Origin of the sequence: Pedococcus bigeumensis (assembly GCF_006438965.1) — a bacterium.
GTDB classification, from domain to species: Bacteria; Actinomycetota; Actinomycetes; order Actinomycetales; family Dermatophilaceae; genus Pedococcus; species Pedococcus bigeumensis_A.
Genome location: NZ_RCZM01000001.1, coordinates 197191 through 215641, shown reverse-complemented (window position 1 = coordinate 215641; position 18451 = coordinate 197191). Strand labels below are relative to the sequence as shown.

At 70.1% G+C, this 18451-nt stretch carries 16 protein-coding genes; 11 read left to right on the top strand and 5 right to left on the bottom strand.

The annotated features are described in order from the left end of the window. Nucleotides 1-5: 5 nt before the first annotated feature. Nucleotides 6-1352 carry an ABC transporter substrate-binding protein gene (locus tag EAH86_RS00960; protein ID WP_140736760.1) on the bottom strand — a complete coding sequence of 449 codons (1347 nt, stop codon included), beginning with the start codon at nt 1350-1352 and terminating at the stop codon, nt 6-8. A 357-nt stretch (nt 1353-1709) separates the two neighbouring features. On the opposite strand from EAH86_RS00960, the gene EAH86_RS00955 reads away from it, so the two are divergent. Genes EAH86_RS00955 through galK form a run of 4 tightly spaced genes read left to right on the top strand, consistent with a single transcriptional unit; the run spans nt 1710 to nt 6798 of the window. Beyond that, nucleotides 1710-3698: a beta-galactosidase gene (locus EAH86_RS00955; protein ID WP_140736759.1), complete on the top strand. Its 1989-nt coding sequence runs from the start codon at nt 1710-1712 to the stop codon at nt 3696-3698. After that, on the top strand, nt 3699-4511 hold the full coding sequence (locus tag EAH86_RS00950; protein WP_140736758.1) for a DeoR/GlpR family DNA-binding transcription regulator: 813 nt from the start codon (nt 3699-3701) through the stop codon (nt 4509-4511). It begins immediately after the preceding gene. After that, nucleotides 4508-5638, top strand: a complete 1131-nt coding sequence (galT, locus tag EAH86_RS00945) for a galactose-1-phosphate uridylyltransferase (RefSeq protein WP_140736757.1) — start codon at nt 4508-4510, stop codon at nt 5636-5638. Before EAH86_RS00950 ends, galT begins: the two co-directional genes overlap by 4 nt. Next, complete coding sequence (galK, locus tag EAH86_RS00940) at nt 5635-6798, top strand: galactokinase (protein WP_140736756.1); 1164 nt, start codon at nt 5635-5637, stop codon at nt 6796-6798. The genes galT and galK overlap by 4 nt, the downstream gene beginning before the upstream one ends. A 39-nt stretch (nt 6799-6837) precedes the next feature. Here galK and EAH86_RS00935 read toward each other — a convergent pair whose 3' ends face one another. Then, on the bottom strand, nt 6838-8694 hold the full coding sequence (locus EAH86_RS00935) for a Type 1 glutamine amidotransferase-like domain-containing protein (protein WP_140736755.1): 1857 nt from the start codon (nt 8692-8694) through the stop codon (nt 6838-6840). 94 nt (nt 8695-8788) lie between these two features. Between EAH86_RS00935 and EAH86_RS00930 the strand changes: the two genes are divergently transcribed. Further along, nucleotides 8789-10336: a S10 family peptidase gene (locus EAH86_RS00930; RefSeq protein WP_140736754.1), complete on the top strand. Its 1548-nt coding sequence runs from the start codon at nt 8789-8791 to the stop codon at nt 10334-10336. 12 nt (nt 10337-10348) lie between these two features. Here EAH86_RS00930 and EAH86_RS00925 read toward each other — a convergent pair whose 3' ends face one another. Further along, nucleotides 10349-12040, bottom strand: coding sequence for a polysaccharide biosynthesis tyrosine autokinase (locus EAH86_RS00925; RefSeq protein WP_140736753.1), 1692 nt, complete (start codon nt 12038-12040; stop codon nt 10349-10351). Between the two features lie 89 nt (nt 12041-12129). Between EAH86_RS00925 and EAH86_RS00920 the strand changes: the two genes are divergently transcribed. The 3 genes from EAH86_RS00920 to EAH86_RS00910 are packed head-to-tail and all read left to right on the top strand — an operon-like array spanning nt 12130 to nt 13521. After that, nucleotides 12130-12957 carry a hypothetical protein gene (locus tag EAH86_RS00920; protein ID WP_140736752.1) on the top strand — a complete coding sequence of 276 codons (828 nt, stop codon included), beginning with the start codon at nt 12130-12132 and terminating at the stop codon, nt 12955-12957. Further along, entirely contained in the window at nt 12954-13214 is a 261-nt protein-coding gene (locus EAH86_RS00915; protein WP_140736751.1) for a hypothetical protein, read from the top strand. The genes EAH86_RS00920 and EAH86_RS00915 overlap by 4 nt, the downstream gene beginning before the upstream one ends. Further along, nucleotides 13207-13521: a PqqD family protein gene (locus tag EAH86_RS00910; protein ID WP_161988536.1), complete on the top strand. Its 315-nt coding sequence runs from the start codon at nt 13207-13209 to the stop codon at nt 13519-13521. Before EAH86_RS00915 ends, EAH86_RS00910 begins: the two co-directional genes overlap by 8 nt. Here the strand turns inward: EAH86_RS00910 and EAH86_RS20385 are convergent. Beyond that, the gene (locus EAH86_RS20385; protein ID WP_140736749.1) at nt 13514-13963 is read right to left on the bottom strand and encodes a hypothetical protein; all 450 of its coding nucleotides are present in this window, start codon (nt 13961-13963) and stop codon (nt 13514-13516) included. The two genes, EAH86_RS00910 and EAH86_RS20385, sit on opposite strands and share 8 nt — an antisense overlap. A 348-nt stretch (nt 13964-14311) precedes the next feature. Here EAH86_RS20385 and aqpZ point away from each other — a divergent pair, with 348 nt between their 5' ends. The 3 genes from aqpZ (at nt 14312) to EAH86_RS00890 (ending at nt 18008) form a co-directional block, all read left to right on the top strand. Beyond that, nucleotides 14312-15103, top strand: coding sequence for an aquaporin Z (gene aqpZ, locus EAH86_RS00900; RefSeq protein WP_140736748.1), 792 nt, complete (start codon nt 14312-14314; stop codon nt 15101-15103). A 159-nt stretch (nt 15104-15262) separates the two neighbouring features. After that, nucleotides 15263-17476 (top strand): NADP-dependent isocitrate dehydrogenase, encoded by a 2214-nt coding sequence (locus EAH86_RS00895; protein ID WP_140736747.1) that lies wholly within the window; start codon nt 15263-15265, stop codon nt 17474-17476. 121 nt (nt 17477-17597) lie between these two features. Continuing rightward, the gene (locus EAH86_RS00890; protein ID WP_140736746.1) at nt 17598-18008 is read left to right on the top strand and encodes a nitroreductase family deazaflavin-dependent oxidoreductase; all 411 of its coding nucleotides are present in this window, start codon (nt 17598-17600) and stop codon (nt 18006-18008) included. A 19-nt stretch (nt 18009-18027) separates the two neighbouring features. On the opposite strand, the gene EAH86_RS00885 is transcribed toward EAH86_RS00890, so the two are convergent. Beyond that, nucleotides 18028-18432, bottom strand: coding sequence for a DUF6855 family protein (locus tag EAH86_RS00885; RefSeq protein ID WP_140736745.1), 405 nt, complete (start codon nt 18430-18432; stop codon nt 18028-18030). Nucleotides 18433-18451: the final 19 nt, after the last annotated feature.

Here is an 18451-nt window from a genome sequence, read left to right as displayed (position 1 = left end):
GGGCGTCAGCTCGCGAAGATGCTCTTCTTCTGCTTCTCGATGTTGTTGATCAGGCCGTCGATGTCCTTCGGGTTCTTGATGAAGGACTGGATGGCCGGGATCATCACCGTGGAGGCGAAGTCGGGGCGAGTGTCGCGGTCCATGAACTGGGCGATGGACTTGGCCTGGCCGACGAACTCGACCGACTTCTTCTGGAGCGAGGTGTAGGCAGCCTGGTCGGCCTTGTCGTTCGTCGCGATGACGCTGGGGTCGGCCTTGACGACGATGTTCTGCGCGTCGGCTGAACCCACGTACCCGAGGAGCTTCTTGGCGCCGGCCTCGTTCTTGGGACGCTTGGCCATCATGTAGCCGTCGATGGGCGCCTCGATGGCGTCCGCGCCGATGTTGGAGTCGACCTCGGGGAAGTTGAAGAACGTCAGGTCCTCCTGCTCCGCCCCCTTGGCGAACTGCTGGGCGACGAACGAACCGAGCAGGTAGGTGCCGGCCTTCTTCTGCTGGAGCGTCAGCGCAGCTTCCTGCCAGGTCCGACCGAGGGAGTCGGCCTGGTGCATGTCGAGCAGTCCGGCCCAGGTGTCGAAGACGGCCTTGACCTTCGCGCCGTTCCAGGCCTCCTTGCCGGCCATCAGGTCGACGTGGAACTGGTAGCCGTTGACCCGCAGGTTGAGCTGGTCGAAGGTGCCCATCGCGGGCCAGCCGTCCTTGTCACCGAAGGCGATCGGGACGAGTCCGTCCTTCTTCATCTGCGTGCCGAGGGTCTTGAACTCGTCCAGGGTCTTGGGCTCGGTGTAGCCGTACTTCTCGAAGACGCTCTTGCGGTAGAACATCGCCCACGGGTAGTAGGTCGAGGGGACGAAGTACTGCTTGCCGTCGTCACCCGTCGAGGCCGTCTTGAGCGCGTCAGACATGCCGGCCAGGTTCTTCCAGACGTCGGACACGTCACCGGCGAGGCCCTTGGAGGCGAAGAACCGCATGCGGTAGCCGGAGAACCACATCCAGACGTCATCGGGCGAGCCCTGGAGGTAGTTGTTGATGTTCTCCTGGAAGGAGTTGTGGTCGATCGTGTTGATCTTGGTCGTCAGGCCGGAGTTGGCCTTCTGGAAGGCGTCCATGACCGCCTGGATGGCCGCCTTCGGGACGGCATCGGACTGGTTGGAGCCGATCGTCACGGTGCCGGTCGCGGCACCGCCAGAGGACGTGCCGCCATTGCCACCGCACGCGGCGAGCAGCGACGGAGCAGCGAGGAGGGTGCCGGCGCCGAGGGCGCCGCGCAGCAGGGTCCGGCGGCTGACACCGCGGACAGAGGCAGGAACGAGGTTTGCGAGGTACTCGGCCTCAGAGGTCGGGCGGGTCATTCGGGTCTCCTTTGACACGGGGTGCACCGGCGCGATGGCCGAACCCGCCATCCGACAGATTCGATCATTAACCATCAACAAGTCACGAGGATGATGCTGAAACCAACACGTGTCAAGGGTCTGGGGATCACGAGATGGTCGCGACTGCGCCAGGCGTCCACGGACCGGACGATCCTCTACCGTGGCGCTGCCTGCCGTGAAAACGGCTCAACCACGCCATAAACCAATACTCCGGCGTGAGGGCGGCAGGCAGCCGTGGGAGGCGCCGGACCCGCCATGGAGGGCATTGACGGGCCGGCCCACGCGAGTGTTTGTTTTTGTTGACATCTCCAGCAACGCGGCGTAAGACTGTCCGCCATGCGTTCATGGCCGAGCCGACGGATCGCCCTGGGTGGCGACTACAACCCCGAGCAGTGGCCGCGCGAGGTCTGGTCCGAGGACATGGAGCTGATGCGCGAGGCCGGGGTCTCCTTCGTCACCCTGGGAGTCTTCTCCTGGTCGTGGCTGGAGCCCGCCAAGGGTGAGTACGACTTCGCGTGGCTCGACGACATCATGGAGCTGCTGCACGCGAACGACATCGCGGTGGACCTCGCCACGGCCACGGCCACCCCTCCCCCGTGGCTGTCGGCCGCGCATCCCGAGATCCTCCCCGTCGACCACGAGGGACACACCCTCTGGCCGGGCAGCCGTCAGGCGTGGTGCCCCAGCTCGGCTGTCTATCGCGACTACGCCCTCGCGTTGACGACCCAGCTCGCCCAGCGCTACCACGACCACCCCGCCCTGGCGATGTGGCACGTCTCGAACGAGTACGCCTGTCACAACATCCCGTGCTACTGCGACACCTGCGCCGCCGGCTTCCGTGTCTGGCTGCGTCGCCGGCACGAGACGCTCGAGCGCCTCAACGATGCGTGGGGCACGGCCTTCTGGAGCCAGCGCTACACCGACTGGGAGCAGGTCCTGCCGCCGCGGCTGACGACGACCTTCGCGAACCCGACCCACGTCCTGGACTACCAGCGGTTCCAGTCCGACACGCTGCTGGACTTCCACCGCAGCGAGAAGACGATCCTCGCGGACCTGTCCCCCGGTGTCCCCGTGACCACCAACTTCATGACGCTCGCACACTTCGACCACCTCGACTACCACCAGTGGGCGGCCGAGCAGGACGTCATCAGCACCGACCACTACGTCGTGGCCGAGCTCGAGCACCCGCAGGCCGAGCTGGCCTTCAGCGGCGACCTCACCCGGGGCCTGGCCGGTGGGCGTCCGTGGCTGCTCATGGAGCACTCGACCAGCGCGGTGAACTGGCAGCCGATCAACCCGGCCAAGGTTCCTGGCGGCACGCTGCGTGACAGCCTGGCCCACGTGGCTCGCGGCGCGGACACCCTCGGGTTCTTCCAGTGGCGCCAGTCCCGGTCGGGTTCGGAGAAGTTCCACTCGGCCCTGGTGCCCCATGCCGGTCGCGACAGCGCCCGGTTCCGCGAGGTCGTCGAGCTCGGCCACGTGGCGCAGCGGCTCGGCGAGGTCCTCGGCTCGCGCGTCGAGGCCGAGGTCGCGATCCTCTGGGACTACCAGGCCCAATGGGCCGCGCACGGACCGGCGATGCCGTCGAGCGCGCTGAAGTACCCCACCACCGCCTATGCCGTGCACCGCGTGCTGCGTGACCGTGGCATCACCGCCGACGTCGTGCACCCGAGCGCCGACCTCACGGCATACAAGGTGGTCGTGGTCCCGACCCTCTACCTCGTCAGCGACGAGCACGCGGCGGCCGTCGCGGAGGCTGCCGACGCCGGTGCACAGGTGCTGGTCACCTTCTTCTCCGGCATCAGCGACACCGACGACCACGTCCGCCTCGGCGGCTACCCCGGAGCGTTCCGCGACCTGCTCGGCGTCCGCGTCGAGGAGTACTTCCCGCTGATGAGCGACGAAAACAGCCAGCTCGAGGGTGGCGGCACCGGTTCGCTGTGGAGCGAGGATGTCACCGCCGTCGACGCCGAGGTCCTCGACCGGTATGCCGCGGGCCCCCTCACGGGGCGCCCGGCCGTCACCCGGCGCGGTACGGGAAGCGGGGCCGCCTGGTACCTCAGCACCCTGCTCGACGACGCGGCCCTCGGCTCGCTGCTCGAACAGGTCACCGGCGCCGCCGGCGTCGCCGCCACGGCCCAGGTGCCGCCCGGTGTCGAAGCCGTTCGTCGTCGGGGCAAGGATGGCTCCTGGTTGTTCCTCGTCAACGACAGTGCGCAGGAGCAGGTCATCCCGGTGACCGGCCACGACCTGGTCGCCGACCGTCCGTTCACCCCCGAGACCCCGCTCGCAGCGGGCGCGGTCGCCGTCATCAGGGAGGTCTAGTTGCTCGCCAGCCAGCGACGCGCCACCATCCTCGGCCTCGTCGAGGACAGCGGCGCGGTGCGTGTGTCCGAGCTGGTGGACCAGCTGGGCGTCTCGGACATGACGGTGCGCCGGGACATCGAGCACCTCGCCACCGAAGGTCTCGTCGAGCGTGTGCACGGTGGTGCCCTCGCCGTGGGTGGCCGGAGCAGCGAGGAGCCCGGCTTCACCGCCAAGTCGGCCCTGATGAGGTCCCAGAAGAACGCGATCGCGCAGGCCGCCGCGCAGCTCGTCGAGCCCGGCGCGGCCATCGGGATCTCCGCTGGCACGACGACGTACGAGTTCGCCCGCGCCGTGCGATCGGTCCCCGACCTCACCGTGGTCACCAACTCCGTGCCGGTGGCCCAGCTGCTGCACGAGTCCGGCACGCCGGGGCAGACCGTCGTGCTCACCGGCGGCATCCGCACCCCGTCGGACGCCCTCGTCGGACCGGTCGCCGTCGCGGCCCTGCGGATGCTGCACGTCGACCGGCTGTTCCTCGGGGTGCACGGTATGGATGCGCGGGTCGGACTGACGACGCCAAACCTCGTCGAGGCCGAGACCAACCAGGCGCTGGTGCAGACCGCGCGACAGGTGTGTGTTCTCGCCGACCACACCAAGTGGGGGACGGTCGGCCTCAGCACCATCATCCCGCTGGATGCGGTCGACCTCCTGGTCACCGACGCGGGCCTCGGGCCCAGGGCGCGGACGGCCGTGAGGGAAGCCGGGGTCGAGCTCGTCATCGCCACCGAGCCCCGAATCCGGTCCGACCGCACCAGACGAGCACAGCCGTGACCCCGACCCGGACCAGCCGTCGGCTGGCTGACGGCCGGGAGATCATCTACTTCGACGACACCCCCGACTCCCCTGCCAGGGTCGTCGAGGACACCCGGCCGCTCGGCAGCCGGGCCCCGTCCGGGGAGATCCGCTTCGACGCGCTGGTGGGCGACTGGGTCGCCGTCGCCGGTCACCGCTCGAACCGCACTTTCCTGCCACCGAAGGACGAGTGCCCGCTCTGCCCGACCGGGACCGGCAGCGTCCCGTCGGAGGTGCCCGAGGCCTCCTACGACGTCGTGGTGTTCGAGAACCGCTTTCCCTCCTACTCCCCGGTGTCCGCCCACGAGCCCGGCGAGCCCGGCGAGCCCGGCGAGCCCGGCGACGAGCTGATCCGGACCCGACCGGCCCTCGGTCGCTGCGAGGTGGTCTGCTTCACGAGCGACCACGAGTCCACGTTTGCCGACCTCACCCCCGAGCGGGCCCGCACGGTCATCGACGCGTGGGCAGACCGCACTGCGGAGCTGGGTGCGGTTCCAGAGATCGAGCAGGTCTTCTGCTTCGAGAACCGCGGTCAGCAGATCGGCGTGACGCTCAACCACCCGCACGGCCAGATCTACGCCTATCCCTATGTGCCCCAACGCTCGGCAGCCCTGCTGGCGCAGGCGACCGAGCACCACGCCCGCACCGGCCGCCTCCTGGGAGCCGACATCCTCGCTGCCGAGCGGGACGCCAAGGACCGCGTCGTCATCGACAGCGAGCACTGGACGGCCTACGTGCCCTTCGCCGCCCGCTGGCCGGTCGAGGTGCACCTCGCACCACACCGTGACGTGCCCGACCTGCCGGCCCTGGACGACGACGAGCGCGACGACCTCGCCGCGGTCTACCTCGACCTGCTCGGACGACTGGACCGCTACTACGTCGCCAAGGACGGCAGTGCCATTCGCCTGCCCTACATCGCAGGGTGGCACCAGGCTCCGACCCGGGTGGGTCGCGACGTGTCGCGACTGCACCTGCAGGTGATGTCCGTGCTGCGGTCGCCCAAGAAGCTCAAGTACCTCGCCGGCTCCGAGTCGGGCGTCGGCGGCTGGGTCAACGACGTGTCACCGGAGCAGATTGCCGCGCGGCTGCGCGAAGTCGCGCCGTGAGCGCCGCAGCCGCGACCGAGCTGCTCCGGCGCACCTTCGACGCCGACCCCGCTGGGGTCTGGTCTGCCCCCGGCCGGGTCAACCTGATCGGCGAGCACACCGACTACAACGAAGGGCTGTGCCTGCCGATCGCGTTGCCGCAGCGCACCTTCGCCGCCGTGAGCCCGCGCACCGACGACGTGCTGCGGATCGTGTCCGCCCAGAGCGAGGGCGTGGTCGAGCTGGCCCTTGCCGATGTCGGCCCCGGGCACCCGGACGGGTGGGCGGCCTACGTCGCCGGAGTGCCGTGGGCCCTGCGCAAGGCGGGGTATGCCGTGACCGGCCTCGACGTGGCCGTGGACGGCCGTGTGCCGCTGGGTGCAGGTCTGTCGAGCTCGGCTGCCCTCGAGTGCGCAGTCGGAGCTGCGGTGTCGGACCTCTGCGTGCTCGACCTCCTGGGGACCGACCACGGCCGCCGCATCCTGGTCAGCGCCTGCATCGACGCCGAGAACAGCATCGCCGAGGCGCCCACCGGCGGCATGGACCAGTCGGCGTCCCTGCTGGCCTCGGCAGGTCACGCCCTGCTGCTCGACTGCCGCGACTCCCGGACCGAGCAGGTGCCCTTCGACCTCGGCGCGCACGGGCTGGCGCTGCTGGTGATGGACACCCGGGCCGAGCACGCCCTGGTCGACGGCCAGTACGCCGAGCGGCGGACGTCGTGCGAGGAGGCCGCCCGTGAGCTCGGGGTGTCGAGCCTGCGCGAGGTCCCGTCCGACGACCTCGATGCCACCCTGGCAGCCCTGTCGAACGACATGCTCCGACGGCGGGCTCGGCACGTCGTCACCGAGATCGCCCGCGTCGAGACGACGGTTGCTGCGTTGCGCCGCAACGACTTCCGGGCCGTGGGTGAGCTCTTCCTCACCTCGCACGCCTCGATGCGCGACGACTTCGAGATCTCGGTGCCGGAGCTCGACACGGCGGTCGAGGCCGCCGTGGCAGCGGGCGCCCTGGGTGCGCGGATGACCGGCGGCGGGTTCGGGGGCTCGGCCATCGCCCTGGTGCCGACCAAAGCCGCGGACGCAGCGCAGGCAGCGGTGCAGGCGGCCTTCGCAGAGCGGGGCTTCCACGCGCCGCACTGTTTCGTGGTCACCGCCTCCGGACCGGCCGACCGTGACCAATGAGCCCCTCCGGGCCGGCTGACCGCGACTCTGAGGCTGTGACTACCTGCTCGAGGTGAGCTGCTCTCCCGGGCCGAAGACGTCGAGCACGACGTTGGTGGCGCCGATGGCGCCGTTGCTCGCGGTGCTGAACGTCGCCTGGCGCCCGTCGAGCACGACCACCGAACTGCCGCCGGCCACCGTTGCCCCTGTCGGGGACAGCGCCGCTGCCGTCCCGTCGGCGACACCGAACGCCAGGTGCGTGGGATCGACCTGGCTGAGGCCGTAGAGCCGGCCCCAGCGCGAGTCGCCGTTGAGCCGTGGCACCACGTTGGCCGCCACCAGTCCCAGTCCCGGCTGCCAGTCACCGTCAGCCGCCTTGAAGGCGGCAATGCCCTCGTCCTCGAGGGTGGCGCTGGTCGGGTCCGCCTTGGGCGACCACCAGCTCCCCATCGCCGCGGCGAAGTGGTCGTCGGCGAGGAACGCAGGGGTGCTCCCGACTGCGGCTCCCACCCGGGTGCGGAAGTCGGGGTCGGCCAGGGCCGGAGCCAAGGTCGTCGGGTCGGCGGCCGTCACGACCACGCCGGCCGCACCGGCCAGCGCGGCTGAGGCCCAGGACGGGGTGCCATAGGTGACCTGCTGCACGACGCCGGCCCATCCCGCGGTCTTGAGGGCCGCGGCATACGCACTGGCTGTGGCGGTGTCGCCGGAGGAGGCGGAGACCACGACGATCCGCGCCTGCCTCACGGCGCCACCGGCGGCTGTGACGGTGGTGCGCACGAACGCGGGGAGCGCCCCGGCGCGGACATCGCCGGACAGGAGGTCGCCGCCCAGGTAGAGGGTGCCGGCGCCGGGCGCTGCGGGCGCGGTCCACGCGAGGGGGGCGGGCGGCGGCACCAGGGCACCGTCCACGGAGAGCGCGCGGGTCGGGATGGCGTAGCTCGCCGTCCCGGGCGGGATCAGGTGGGTGAGGACGTTGCGGGCCGACAGCAGGGGCACCTTGCCCACCCACTGGTGCGTGGCGTGCAACGTCTCGAAGTCCACGATGGCAGCCGAGTTCGCACCGAACACACCGCTGAGGGTCTGGTCGCCGGTGTTGTGGATGCCCGTGGCGTAGTCGACGCCGAGGCCGAGAAGGCTTGCGCCACTGCGCCTTTCGTCGCTGGTGGCGATCGTCGACAGGAGCCGGCCGAAGCGCCCACGCTGGTAGAAGTGCTGGTCGTAGAGGACCTGCGTCGACCCGAAGTCCAGGCCACGCTCGAGGTCGGCGTCGTCGCCCCACCACATCAACGTGCTGCCGCGCTGGAGCCCGTCGGCCGGCCCGAGCGCCCCGACGTAGCCGTTGATCATGTTGCGCGACTGCACCGCGGCCCCCGCGCTCGTGCCACCGATCGTCGCGCCCGCCGCCGCAGCCCGGCCCATGGCGGCCTCGGCCGGGGAGGCGGCGAGCACCTTCATGGCCAGCCCCTGGTCGCCACCGAGGATGTAGATGCCGTCCGCCGTGTCGATCCCGACTGAGTTGGCTGGGTCCATCGCGTCCTTGCGGTTGAGCAGGACCGCCAGGCGGGCGGTGCACCCGGTGTAGGGCGCTGTCACGACCGCGTCGCACGCCGCGTCCACCTGGTCGGTGCGTTCCTGGGCGAGGACGAGGTTCTCGGCCCGGTCCTTCGCCTTGTCGCCGTAGGCGCTGGGCACCACCACGATGTCCACCGTGGGGCCGCTCGCACCTTGCGCCGCCAGCCGCCCGAAGCCCTCGAGCGACGGCGTCTCGTAGCCACCCCCGATCGGCGCCATCGTGGCCCCGACCGCGGGGCCGTCCGCAGCTGCGAACGCAGCCCCGGAGGCCGTCGCAACGAGTGGGACGAGCAGGGCGGTCGAGGTGACGGCGACGAGCAGCGGTGTGCGCAGTGAGTTCCCCATGCGACCCGAACCTAGCCGCGCCTCGGCTCAGCCGCCCGTCGAGAAGGCGCCAAGCCTCGGCAGCCCGTCAGCGTCCCGCACTAGGGTGCCACGCATGGCCGACGAGACCACCCAGACCTCACCCGCGCCCACGACCCCCGCCGAGTCCTCACCGCTGGCGGGCGGACCGCCCGGAGCCAAACCGAACAGCGAACCGCCGCCGGTCCCGCCCAAGGACGACCTGGTGACCACGCGGCATACCCTCAGGATCGGGCGCCGGGCGCTGCGCTACACCGCGACCGCCGGGCGGATGGTGCTCCGTGAGGAGGTCTTCCAGGACGGCGTCTTCAAGGGCCACAAGGCCAAGGCCGAGCTGGGCGTCACGTCCTACGTGGTCGACGCACCCAAGGGCACCAACCGGCCCGTCACGTTCGCCTTCAACGGGGGTCCGGGCTCCAGCTCGGTCTGGCTGCACCTCGGGCTCCTCGGCCCGCGCCGCGTCGACTCCGGTGACGTCGGCAACCCCACACCGCCCCCCTACGGCCTGCTGGACAACACCGAGACCCTGCTCGCGGTGTCCGACCTCGTCTTCATCGACCCTGTGTCGACCGGCTACTCGCGCGCCGTCGAGGGCGGCAAGCCCAAGGACTACCACGGGTTCAAGGCCGACATCGAGAGCGTCGGCGAGCTGATCCGGCTGTGGACCACGCGCCACAACCGTTGGCTGTCACCGAAGTTCATCGCCGGAGAGTCCTACGGCACCATCCGGGCGGCCGCCCTCGCCGACCACCTGCAGACCCGCCACGGCCTGTATGTCAACGGCGTCATGCTGATCAGCTCGGTCCTCGACCTCGCGACCGTCGACTTCGAGTTCCGCAACGACAGGGCGCACGTCGACTACCTGCCGACCTACGCCGCCACCGCCCACTTCCACGGCAAGCACGGGCGCAAGTCGCTCAAGACCGTCCTCGCCGAGGCCGAGGAGTATGCCGCGCGCGACTACCCGTGGGCGCTGTCACGGGGGTCACGCCTCACCGCGGCGGAGCGGGCCGAGCACGTGACCCGTCTCGCCGCCCTGATCGGCCTGTCGGAGGAGTACGTCGACCGGGCCGACCTGAGGGTCGAGCACGTGCGCTTCTTCACCGAGCTGCTCCGCGACCAGGGGCTGGCGGTGGGCCGGCTCGACGCTCGGTTCACCGGGCCACTGGTTCACGCCAACGCCGAGAAGTGGGATGCAGACCCGTCCCATGACGCGATCAGCGGGCCCTACGCCGCCGCCTGGAACCACTACGTACGCGACGAGCTGGGCTACGAGAACGACCTGCCCTATGCCCAGATCTCAGAGCTCGCGTCGACCGAGTGGTCGTTCAAGGAGTTCGAGGGCAAGCCGGTCGACGTCAGCTCGCAGCTCGCGCGGGCCATGCGCGGCAACCCGCACCTCAGGGTGCACATCGCCTACGGCTACCACGACGGCGCCACCCCCTACTACGGAGCACAGGACGTGGTGGCCCACCTCGAGGTCCCCGAGTCGCTGCGCGCCAACATCGAGCACGCCTACTACGAGGCCGGACACATGATGTACGTGCACGAGCCGACCCGGCTCCAGCAGTCCCAGGACCTGGCCGCGTTCGTGACCCGGTCGAGCGGGACCAGAACCAGCTGAGCGGCCGGTCCGTCAGTGACGCATCCCGGCGGCTGCCCGGTCGCGTGGCTGCAGGACGGCGTTCGGCCCGTGCTGCGGCCCACGAGCAGGCTTGGTCGGCCGGGCCGCCTGCGCTGCCTTGACCGCGTCGGCCGCAGCTTGCGCGGCCTCGACCGCGTGGGCCGCCTCGGCCGAGTGGACTGCGTCGACCGGGTGCACGGCATCGACCGGGTGACCCGCCTGAGCTGACTCGACCGCCCGCACCAGCCGAACCGGCTGACGCTCGGGCGCGATCTCGGCCTGGCGATCGGGCGCCTTCGTGCCCTTGGCGCGGCCCTTGGCGGGCTTCGCGGACCCGTAGTAGCCGCCGTAGTAGCCGCTATCCGCTGCCTTCGGCTCGACGCGGTTGAGGACGACGCCCAGCGTGTGGCCCTGCACGGCGTGCAGGCTGGCCAGCGCCGCACCCAGCTGGGTGTCGAGGGTCCGCCCGGCAGTCACGACAACCAGGGCACCGTCGGCCGCGGCGGTGAGCACCGCGCCGTCGGTGACCGGAAGCAGCGGAGGCGCGTCGATGATCACGGTGTGGCCGCTGTCGGCGAGCCAGTCCAGCAGCCTGCGCATCGCCTTGGACCCGAGCAGCTCGCTCGGGTTCGGCGGCGTCCCACCGGCGGCCAGGATGGTCAGGTTGGGCAGTGACTCCACGCGCTGCGCCACGTCCGCGTAGTCGACCCGGCCGATGAGGACGTCGGTCAGCCCGGCCCCCTCGATCAGGCCGAAGGACTCAGCCACGACCGGGCGGCGCAGGTCGCCGTCGATGAGCACGACGCGACGGTCGGACATCGACAGGGCTGCAGCCAGGTTGGCGGCGATGGTCGACTTGCCGTCGCCCGGCAGCGGGCTGGTCACCACGATCACCCGCGGGGGGTTGTCGATGTCCATGAACTGCAGGTTCGTGCGGAGCTTCAGGAAGGCTTCGGCGGCGTGCACCGGGTCCTTGACGCGAGGGCGCCCAACGACCAGCGGGACGAGGTCACCGCTCTTGCGGACCATGGCAGGGCTGGCCGGGATGGCGGCCGCCACGGTGACGCCGAACTGGCGCTCGATGTCCTCCGCGCGCCGCAGCTTGCGGTCGAGCTGGCTGCGCACCACGGCATACGCGGTGCCGAGGAGGAGGCCGCCCACGAAGCCCATGCCGATGTTCCGGGTGGTGTTGGGGGACACGGGTGACGACGGCAGCGCAGCCGACTCGATCGGGACGATGCGCAGCGCCTGCGTCGACGAACCTGACGGGTTCTCGACCTGGTCCACCTGTTGCTTGAGCGCCTGCACCCAGGCGTCCGCCAGCTGCTGGGCCGCGCGCGGCGTCGAGGCACGGGCACTGATCTTGATCAACACCGTGTCGAGGGGCTGCGACACCGACACGGCACCGATCAGGCTGGCCGGCGCCGCCGTGAGGCCCAGGTCGCTGATCACCGTCTGGGCGGTGGCCCGCGACTTCGCCAGGTCGACGTAGGAAGCAGCCCGCGACTTGGCCAGGCTGTCGCCGACGGATGCCTCACCGGCCGAGCTCGTGGTGCCCGCGCTGACGAAGCCGCTGGCATCCGCCTGGTAGATCTTGGGCTGGACGAGGCTGACGGCGGCCGCCACGGCAACCCCGAGCAGCACGAACACGGCGACGCCGCGCCAGTAGGCGCGGAGCACCCGGAGGTAGTCGGTCAGTTCCACTGCAGCTCCTGTGGTGCGGTGTCGACGCGCGCTGAGACACAGGCGCAGATGCGCTGTGCGCTGGTGCGGACTGCTCTACTGTGCGGCCTGTGACCGCAGCCGAACCGGAGTCCTGCCACAGCACCGTCGTGGATGCCTTCGGCGTGCACGTCGAGGTGCGGGTGCGTGGCGACCGGGCGGCTGAGGTGCTGGACCGGCTGCCCCTGCTGTGGGAGTTCTGCGCGGCCCCGGCGGGCGCCACCGGCGAGGTCACCGCCGAGGTGGTCTTCGACAGTGACCCGCAGGCGTGGGCGCAGGCGGACGCCGACGGCGCGGTTGCGCGCCCCGACCTCGAGGACCTGTTGCAGGTGCTCACCCAGCGCATCACGCTCTGCGCCATCGACTCCCGCGCTGGCGAGTGCCTCATGCTGCACGCGGCGTGCATCGCCGACCCGGTGACCGGTGCCGCCGCGGCCTTCGTGGCTCCCGGCGGCACCGGAAAGACGACCCTGGTCAGCACCCTGGGTCCTGGTCGCTGGTACGTCACGGACGAGACCACCGTCGTGCTGGACGACCGGACGGTCGTGCCCTACCCGAAGCCCCTGTCGGTCCGACGTACACCGGACAGTCTCTTCAAGAACGAGACCCCGCCGAGCGCGGTCGGCCTGACGGCACCCGGCGACCGCGTGCACCTCGCTGCGCTGTGCCTGCTCAACCGCGATCCCCATCACCAGGGCGCGCCCACCGTCGAGGCGCTCCCCACCCTCGACGCGCTGGTGGCCCTGGTGCCCCAGACCTCGCACCTGCCCGAGATGGCACGACCGCTGCAGCGCCTGGCGGCGCTGTGCGAGTCGCTGGGTGGTGTGCATCGGATCACCTATCGTGAGTCGGCCGACGTGGCCGGGCTGTTGGACGAGCTCGTGGGTGAGACTTCGTGAGGGCGCGCTACCTGCCGGCTGTGGACCGGGTCGATCGCGACGGTGAGGCCGTGCTGCTGGTCGACCGGGAGGTGGTGCGCCTCTCGGCGCTGGCCACGACCCTGCTCGACTCCTGCCCCGACTGGACCCCGGTGTCGGAGCTGGTCGACGTGTTGCTCGCGGCCTACGGCCCGACGCCCGAGGGTGTCGATCCCGCGGCGGCCACGGATGCAGCACTCCGGACGCTGGCGGCCCAGGGGCTGGTGGAACTTGACTGACCCCGTGTGGCGCCGCAACCCCGATGTCGCCGTGGTGGAGTCGCCGGGTCGCGTGGTGGTGCTTGACCTGACGACTCCCCAGACCGCCACGCCGTTCGCCATGGAGGGCTCGGCATGTGCCATCTGGGCGGCCATGGCCGAGCCATCCACGACGGACCAGATCGTCGAACACGTCGCGGCCGACTTCGGCGCCCCTGCTGCCGAAGTAGAACCGGACGTGCTGACGTTCCTCGCCGAGCTGGAGTCCCGGGGACTGGCTTCGGTGTCCCCCCGCGACGCGCCCGACATGGGGTCAGTCCCTACCTAGCCTTGTTCTTGACGGTCACCGAGACCGTGTGTGCGACACCGTTCACCGTGTAGTGCACGACCACCGTCAGGGTGCTGTTGTCGGTGTCCGGGCGGGTCAGCGAGAACGGCGCGGCCGGGTGCGCGGCATCGACCGTCACGGCCGCCGTGGGCAGGACCGTCCACGGTCCGCCCCCCTCGATCGAGGTGATCTTGACGAGGTTGGAGCCCACGATGGATCCGAAGCTGAGGATGAAGGATACCTGCCGGTTCGAGCCGACCGCCTCCCCCTTCTCCCCCGTCGCGGTGGCGAGGACGGCGCTGTGGTTGCCGGCGGACGCGGCGGCAGCCGGCGCCGCAGTCGCCATCACGATCACGGGCACCGACCAGGCCGCACCCAACGCGACCGTGCGCCTGCTGACCAGCGGCTTGGCGCTGTCCTTGACGTTCCCCTGCTGATCCATCGAACCCCGCCTCTCGAGCCCCCCTGGGCCCGTTTGATGTTGTGGTGAACGTAAAGTACGGGGATGAGTTTCACCAGCATTTGGTAAAGAAGTGATAAGTTAATGAGACACTTTGTCCCGGTATCGCCTCATTCATTAGACGTATCCGTGGATGGCCGCCTAGTCCTTTTGGCTGATGGCCTCGTGTCACCCCGGGATGGACAGCGATGGCGCGGCGGAGGGGATCGCGACTCGGTGCGGGTGTCGCAGGTGTGCAACGGACGTCGGTGCGGGAGAGTGGTGCCGGCACGGGCCCGGCGGTGGCCCACCGGTCGCCCTGGCTCACTTGTCACCAAAGGAGACTCCCGCATGCGCACACCGGCACTGACCTCACGCCTCGGCGCAGAGGCACTGGGCACCTTCTGGCTCGTCTTCGGCGGCTGTGGCAGCGCCATCTTCTCGGCGAAGTTCTTCGCCCCCAACGTCGTCGCCGGACAGGGCGTGCAGCTCGGCATCGGCTTCCTGGGCGTGGCCCTGGCCTTCGGCCTCACCGTCCTCACGATGGCGTATGCCGTGGGGCACGTCTCCGGGGCGCACTTCAACCCCGCCGTGACCATCGGCATCGCAGTCGCCAAGCGCTTCCCGTGGCGGGACGTGCCGGCCTACGTGGCCTCCCAGGTGGTCGGCGGACTGGTCGCCGGCTTGGCGCTGTGGGGCATCGCCCGCGGCGTCTCCGGGTTCGACGCGACCGGCAACCTCGCCGCCAACGGCTACGGCGACCACTCCCCCGGCGGCTACACCCTCGTGGCCGTCCTGTGTGCCGAGGCGATCCTGACGGCCTTCTTCCTCTACGTGATCCTCGGGGCGACCGACGACCGCGCGCCCACGGGCTTCGCCCCCATCGCCATCGGCCTCGCGCTGACCCTCATCCACCTGATCTCGATCCCGATCAGCAACACCTCGGTCAACCCGGCCCGCTCCACTGCCGTCGCGTTCTTCAACGGCAACGGCGCACCTGCGCAGCTGTGGGCCTTCTGGCTGGCACCCATCGTCGGCGCCGCGATCGCCGGAGCCACCTACCACCTCGTGACGGGCGTGGACCGCCGCGACGAGGACATCACCGGCGTGGTCGACCCGGAGGACCTCAAGCCCACGACCTGAGCAGGCGCGCCCAGCGGCCGAGAGGGGCCGTTGTGCAAGTATCTTGATATCAAGATACTGTGGTCTTCGTCGAGGGACGATAGGACTCAGGGCCGATAACCTGAGCACCGTCTTCGCATCGCTTCGACATCCAGACCACCTCAGGAGAGAGACGCCTCCATGGCCAAGATCATCTACACCCTGACCGACGAGGCGCCCATGCTGGCGACCTACTCCTTCCTCCCGGTGATCGAGGCCTTCGCCGGCACCGCCGGGGTCGACGTGGAGACCCGCGACATCTCACTCTCGGGCCGGATCATCGCGGCGTTCGACGACCTCCTCCCCGAGGACCAGCGCCTCGGCGACGCCCTCGCCGAGCTCGGCGAGCTGGCCACCACGCCAGAGGCCAACATCATCAAGCTGCCCAACGTCTCGGCGTCTCTCCCGCAGCTCAAGACGGCAATCAGCGAGCTCCAGGCCAAAGGCTACGCGCTCCCGGACTACCCCGACGAGGCCACGACGGACGAGCAGCGCGATGCGCGGGCCCGCTACGACAGCGTCAAGGGCAGCGCGGTGAACCCCGTTCTGCGCGAAGGCAACTCGGACCGGCGAGCACCTGCTGCGGTGAAGAACTACGCCCGCAAGCACCCCCACTCGATGGGCGCCTGGAGCTCAGACTCCAAGACCAACGTCGCCACGATGGGCGCTGACGACTTCCGCTCCAACGAGCAGTCCGTGGTGCTCCCGGCGGACGACACCCTCACCATCCAGCTCGTCACCGCGAACGGCGCCACGGTCCTCAAGGACGGGCTGACGGTCCTCGAGGGCGAGGTGGTCGACGCCACCGTCCTGCGGGCCGCAGCCCTGGATGCCTTCCTCGCCGACCAGATCGCCCGGGCCAAGGCCGAGGACGTGCTGTTCTCCGTCCACCTCAAGGCCACGATGATGAAGGTCTCCGACCCCATCATCTTCGGCCACGTCGTCCGCGCCTTCCTCCCGGACGTGTTCGCCACCTACGGCGCGGACCTTGCGGCAGCCGGACTGTCCGCCAACAACGGCCTGGGCTCGATCCTCGACGGGCTCGGCGCGCTCGGTGACAAGGGTGCCGAGATCAAGGCCGCCATCGACCGCGGCCTGGCGGAGGGGCCCCGCCTGGCGATGGTGAATTCCGACAAGGGAATCACCAACCTGCACGTCCCCAGCGACGTCATCGTCGACGCCTCGATGCCCGCGATGATCCGCACGTCGGGCCACATGTGGGGTCCCGACGGCGCCGAGGCCGACACGCTGGCCGTCATCCCCGACAGCTCGTATGCCGGCATCTACCAGGCCGTCATCGACGACTGCCGCGCGCACGGCGCCTACGACCCGACCACGATGGGCTCGGTCGCGAACGTCGGCCTGATGGCCCAGAAGGCCGAGGAGTACGGCAGCCACGACAAGACCTTCGAAATCACCGAGACCGGCGCCGTCCAGGTCGTCAACGCCGCCGGTGACGTGCTGATGGAGCACGACGTGGCAGCCGGCGACATCTGGCGCGCCTGCCAGACCAAGGACGCGCCGATCCGCGACTGGGTCAAGCTCGCCGTCACCCGGGCCCGCGCAGCCGGGACGCCCGCCGTGTTCTGGCTCGACGAGACGCGTGCGCACGACCGCCACCTCATCGAGAAGGTCAACACCTACCTCGCGGACCACGACACCGACGGCCTCGACCTCCAGATCCTGTCCCCCGTCGAGGCCGCCACGTTCTCGGTGGAGCGGATCCGCAAGGGCGAGGACACCATCTCGGTCACCGGCAACGTGCTCCGCGACTACAACACCGACCTGTTCCCGATCCTCGAGCTGGGCACCAGCGCCAAGATGCTGTCGGTCGTGCCCCTCATGAACGGCGGCGGGCTGTTCGAGACCGGAGCCGGCGGTTCGGCCCCCAAGCACGTCCAGCAGCTGGTCCAGGAGAACTACCTGCGCTGGGACAGCCTCGGTGAGTTCCTGGCCCTGGCCGAGAGCCTGCGGCACATGGCCACCACCACCGACAACGCCCGCGCCGAGCTGCTCGGCGAGGCCCTGGACCGCGCGACCGAGCGGCTGCTCAACGAGAACAAGGGCCCGGCCCGCAAGGTCGGCCAGATCGACAACCGGGGCAGCCACTTCTACCTCGCGCTCTTCTGGGCCCACGAGCTGGCCACCCAGACCCAGGACGCCGAGCTCGCGGCCTCGTTCGCGACCGTCGCCGAGACCCTCGCCACCAATGAGACGAAGATCAACGACGAGCTGCTCGCCGTCCAGGGCCACCCGGCCGACATCGGCGGCTACTACCGCCCTGACGAGGCCAAGACCGCAGCAGTGATGCGGCCCTCGGCCACCTTCAACGAGGCCCTCGCCAGCTTGCGCTGAGCAACGGCAGTGGGTATGCCGGGTGGTCACCGCAGCGGTGACCACCCGGCATACCTGTGCCCGGGGACCCATCTGCTGGACCGCCCGGAATGAGGCGACCACCGAAGGGGTTGCACCCGACATGAGCGACTGGAACAGCGGCATCATCGAAGAGTTCCGTGCCAACGGCGGCAAGGTCGGCGGCCACTTCGCGGGGGCGCCGATGATCCTGCTGCACCACATCGGCGCCAAGAGCGGCACGGTGCGGGTGACTCCGCTCGTCTACTTCCCGCAGGAGGACGGCTCGATGCTCGTCGTGGCGTCCAAGGGCGGTGCGCCGACCAACCCGGACTGGTACCACAACATCGTGGCCCACCCCCGGTTCGAGGTGGAGGTCGGCACCCAGACGTTCATGATCGACGCCGAGGAGCTGGACCCCACCGAGCGCGCCGAACACTGGCCGGCCATCGTGGCCGAGCGTCCCGGCTTCGGCGACTACGAGACCAAGACGGCCCGGGTCATGCCGGTGCTCCGGCTGCGCCGCGTCGCCTGAGCGCAACAGCTCGCCTGCGTCAGATCGCCCGCATCCGGTTGTTGCGCGGGTTGTGCTCGACCTCGGCGAGCCCGAGCTCCTCGAGGAGCGGTGGCAGGTACATCCCGACCCTGCCGCGATAGCCCTTGCGCAGCCCGTACCAGCCGCCGACCGGGTTGGACTCCGAGCGGCCCCACGCCTCGACGGTGCCGTCCTTGGCCGGCTTCTGCTCGTCGGCGCTGCCGAGCGGCACCCAGTCGCCCTGCTCACGCAGCCACGCGTGCAGGTCCTCGATGACCCTGGCGTCGTAGAGCAGCTTCGTGGAGCCCACCTGGCAGACCAGCTGCGCCGGGTCGGCGGCGTCGTCGCGGTACATCGCGTAGTCCCCGGTCCCGGGCGGGGTCTTCAGCGTCCAGGGGTCGTCCTTCGTGCCGGTGCCGCTCATGGGTCCTCCTGGTCGACGT

Excerpts from the sequence above, each read along its gene's own strand:
- EAH86_RS00960 (WP_140736760.1), bottom strand. The coding sequence starts at position 1,352 with ATGACCCGCCCGACCTCTGAGGCCGAGTACCTCGCAAACCTCGTTCCT.
- EAH86_RS00955 (WP_140736759.1), top strand. The coding sequence starts at position 1,710 with ATGCGTTCATGGCCGAGCCGACGGATCGCCCTGGGTGGCGACTACAAC.
- EAH86_RS00935 (WP_140736755.1), bottom strand. The coding sequence starts at position 8,694 with ATGGGGAACTCACTGCGCACACCGCTGCTCGTCGCCGTCACCTCGACC.
- EAH86_RS00930 (WP_140736754.1), top strand. The coding sequence starts at position 8,789 with ATGGCCGACGAGACCACCCAGACCTCACCCGCGCCCACGACCCCCGCC.
- EAH86_RS20385 (WP_140736749.1), bottom strand. The coding sequence starts at position 13,963 with ATGGATCAGCAGGGGAACGTCAAGGACAGCGCCAAGCCGCTGGTCAGC.
- aqpZ (WP_140736748.1), top strand. The coding sequence starts at position 14,312 with ATGCGCACACCGGCACTGACCTCACGCCTCGGCGCAGAGGCACTGGGC.
- EAH86_RS00895 (WP_140736747.1), top strand. The coding sequence starts at position 15,263 with ATGGCCAAGATCATCTACACCCTGACCGACGAGGCGCCCATGCTGGCG.
- EAH86_RS00890 (WP_140736746.1), top strand. The coding sequence starts at position 17,598 with ATGAGCGACTGGAACAGCGGCATCATCGAAGAGTTCCGTGCCAACGGC.
- EAH86_RS00885 (WP_140736745.1), bottom strand. The coding sequence starts at position 18,432 with ATGAGCGGCACCGGCACGAAGGACGACCCCTGGACGCTGAAGACCCCG.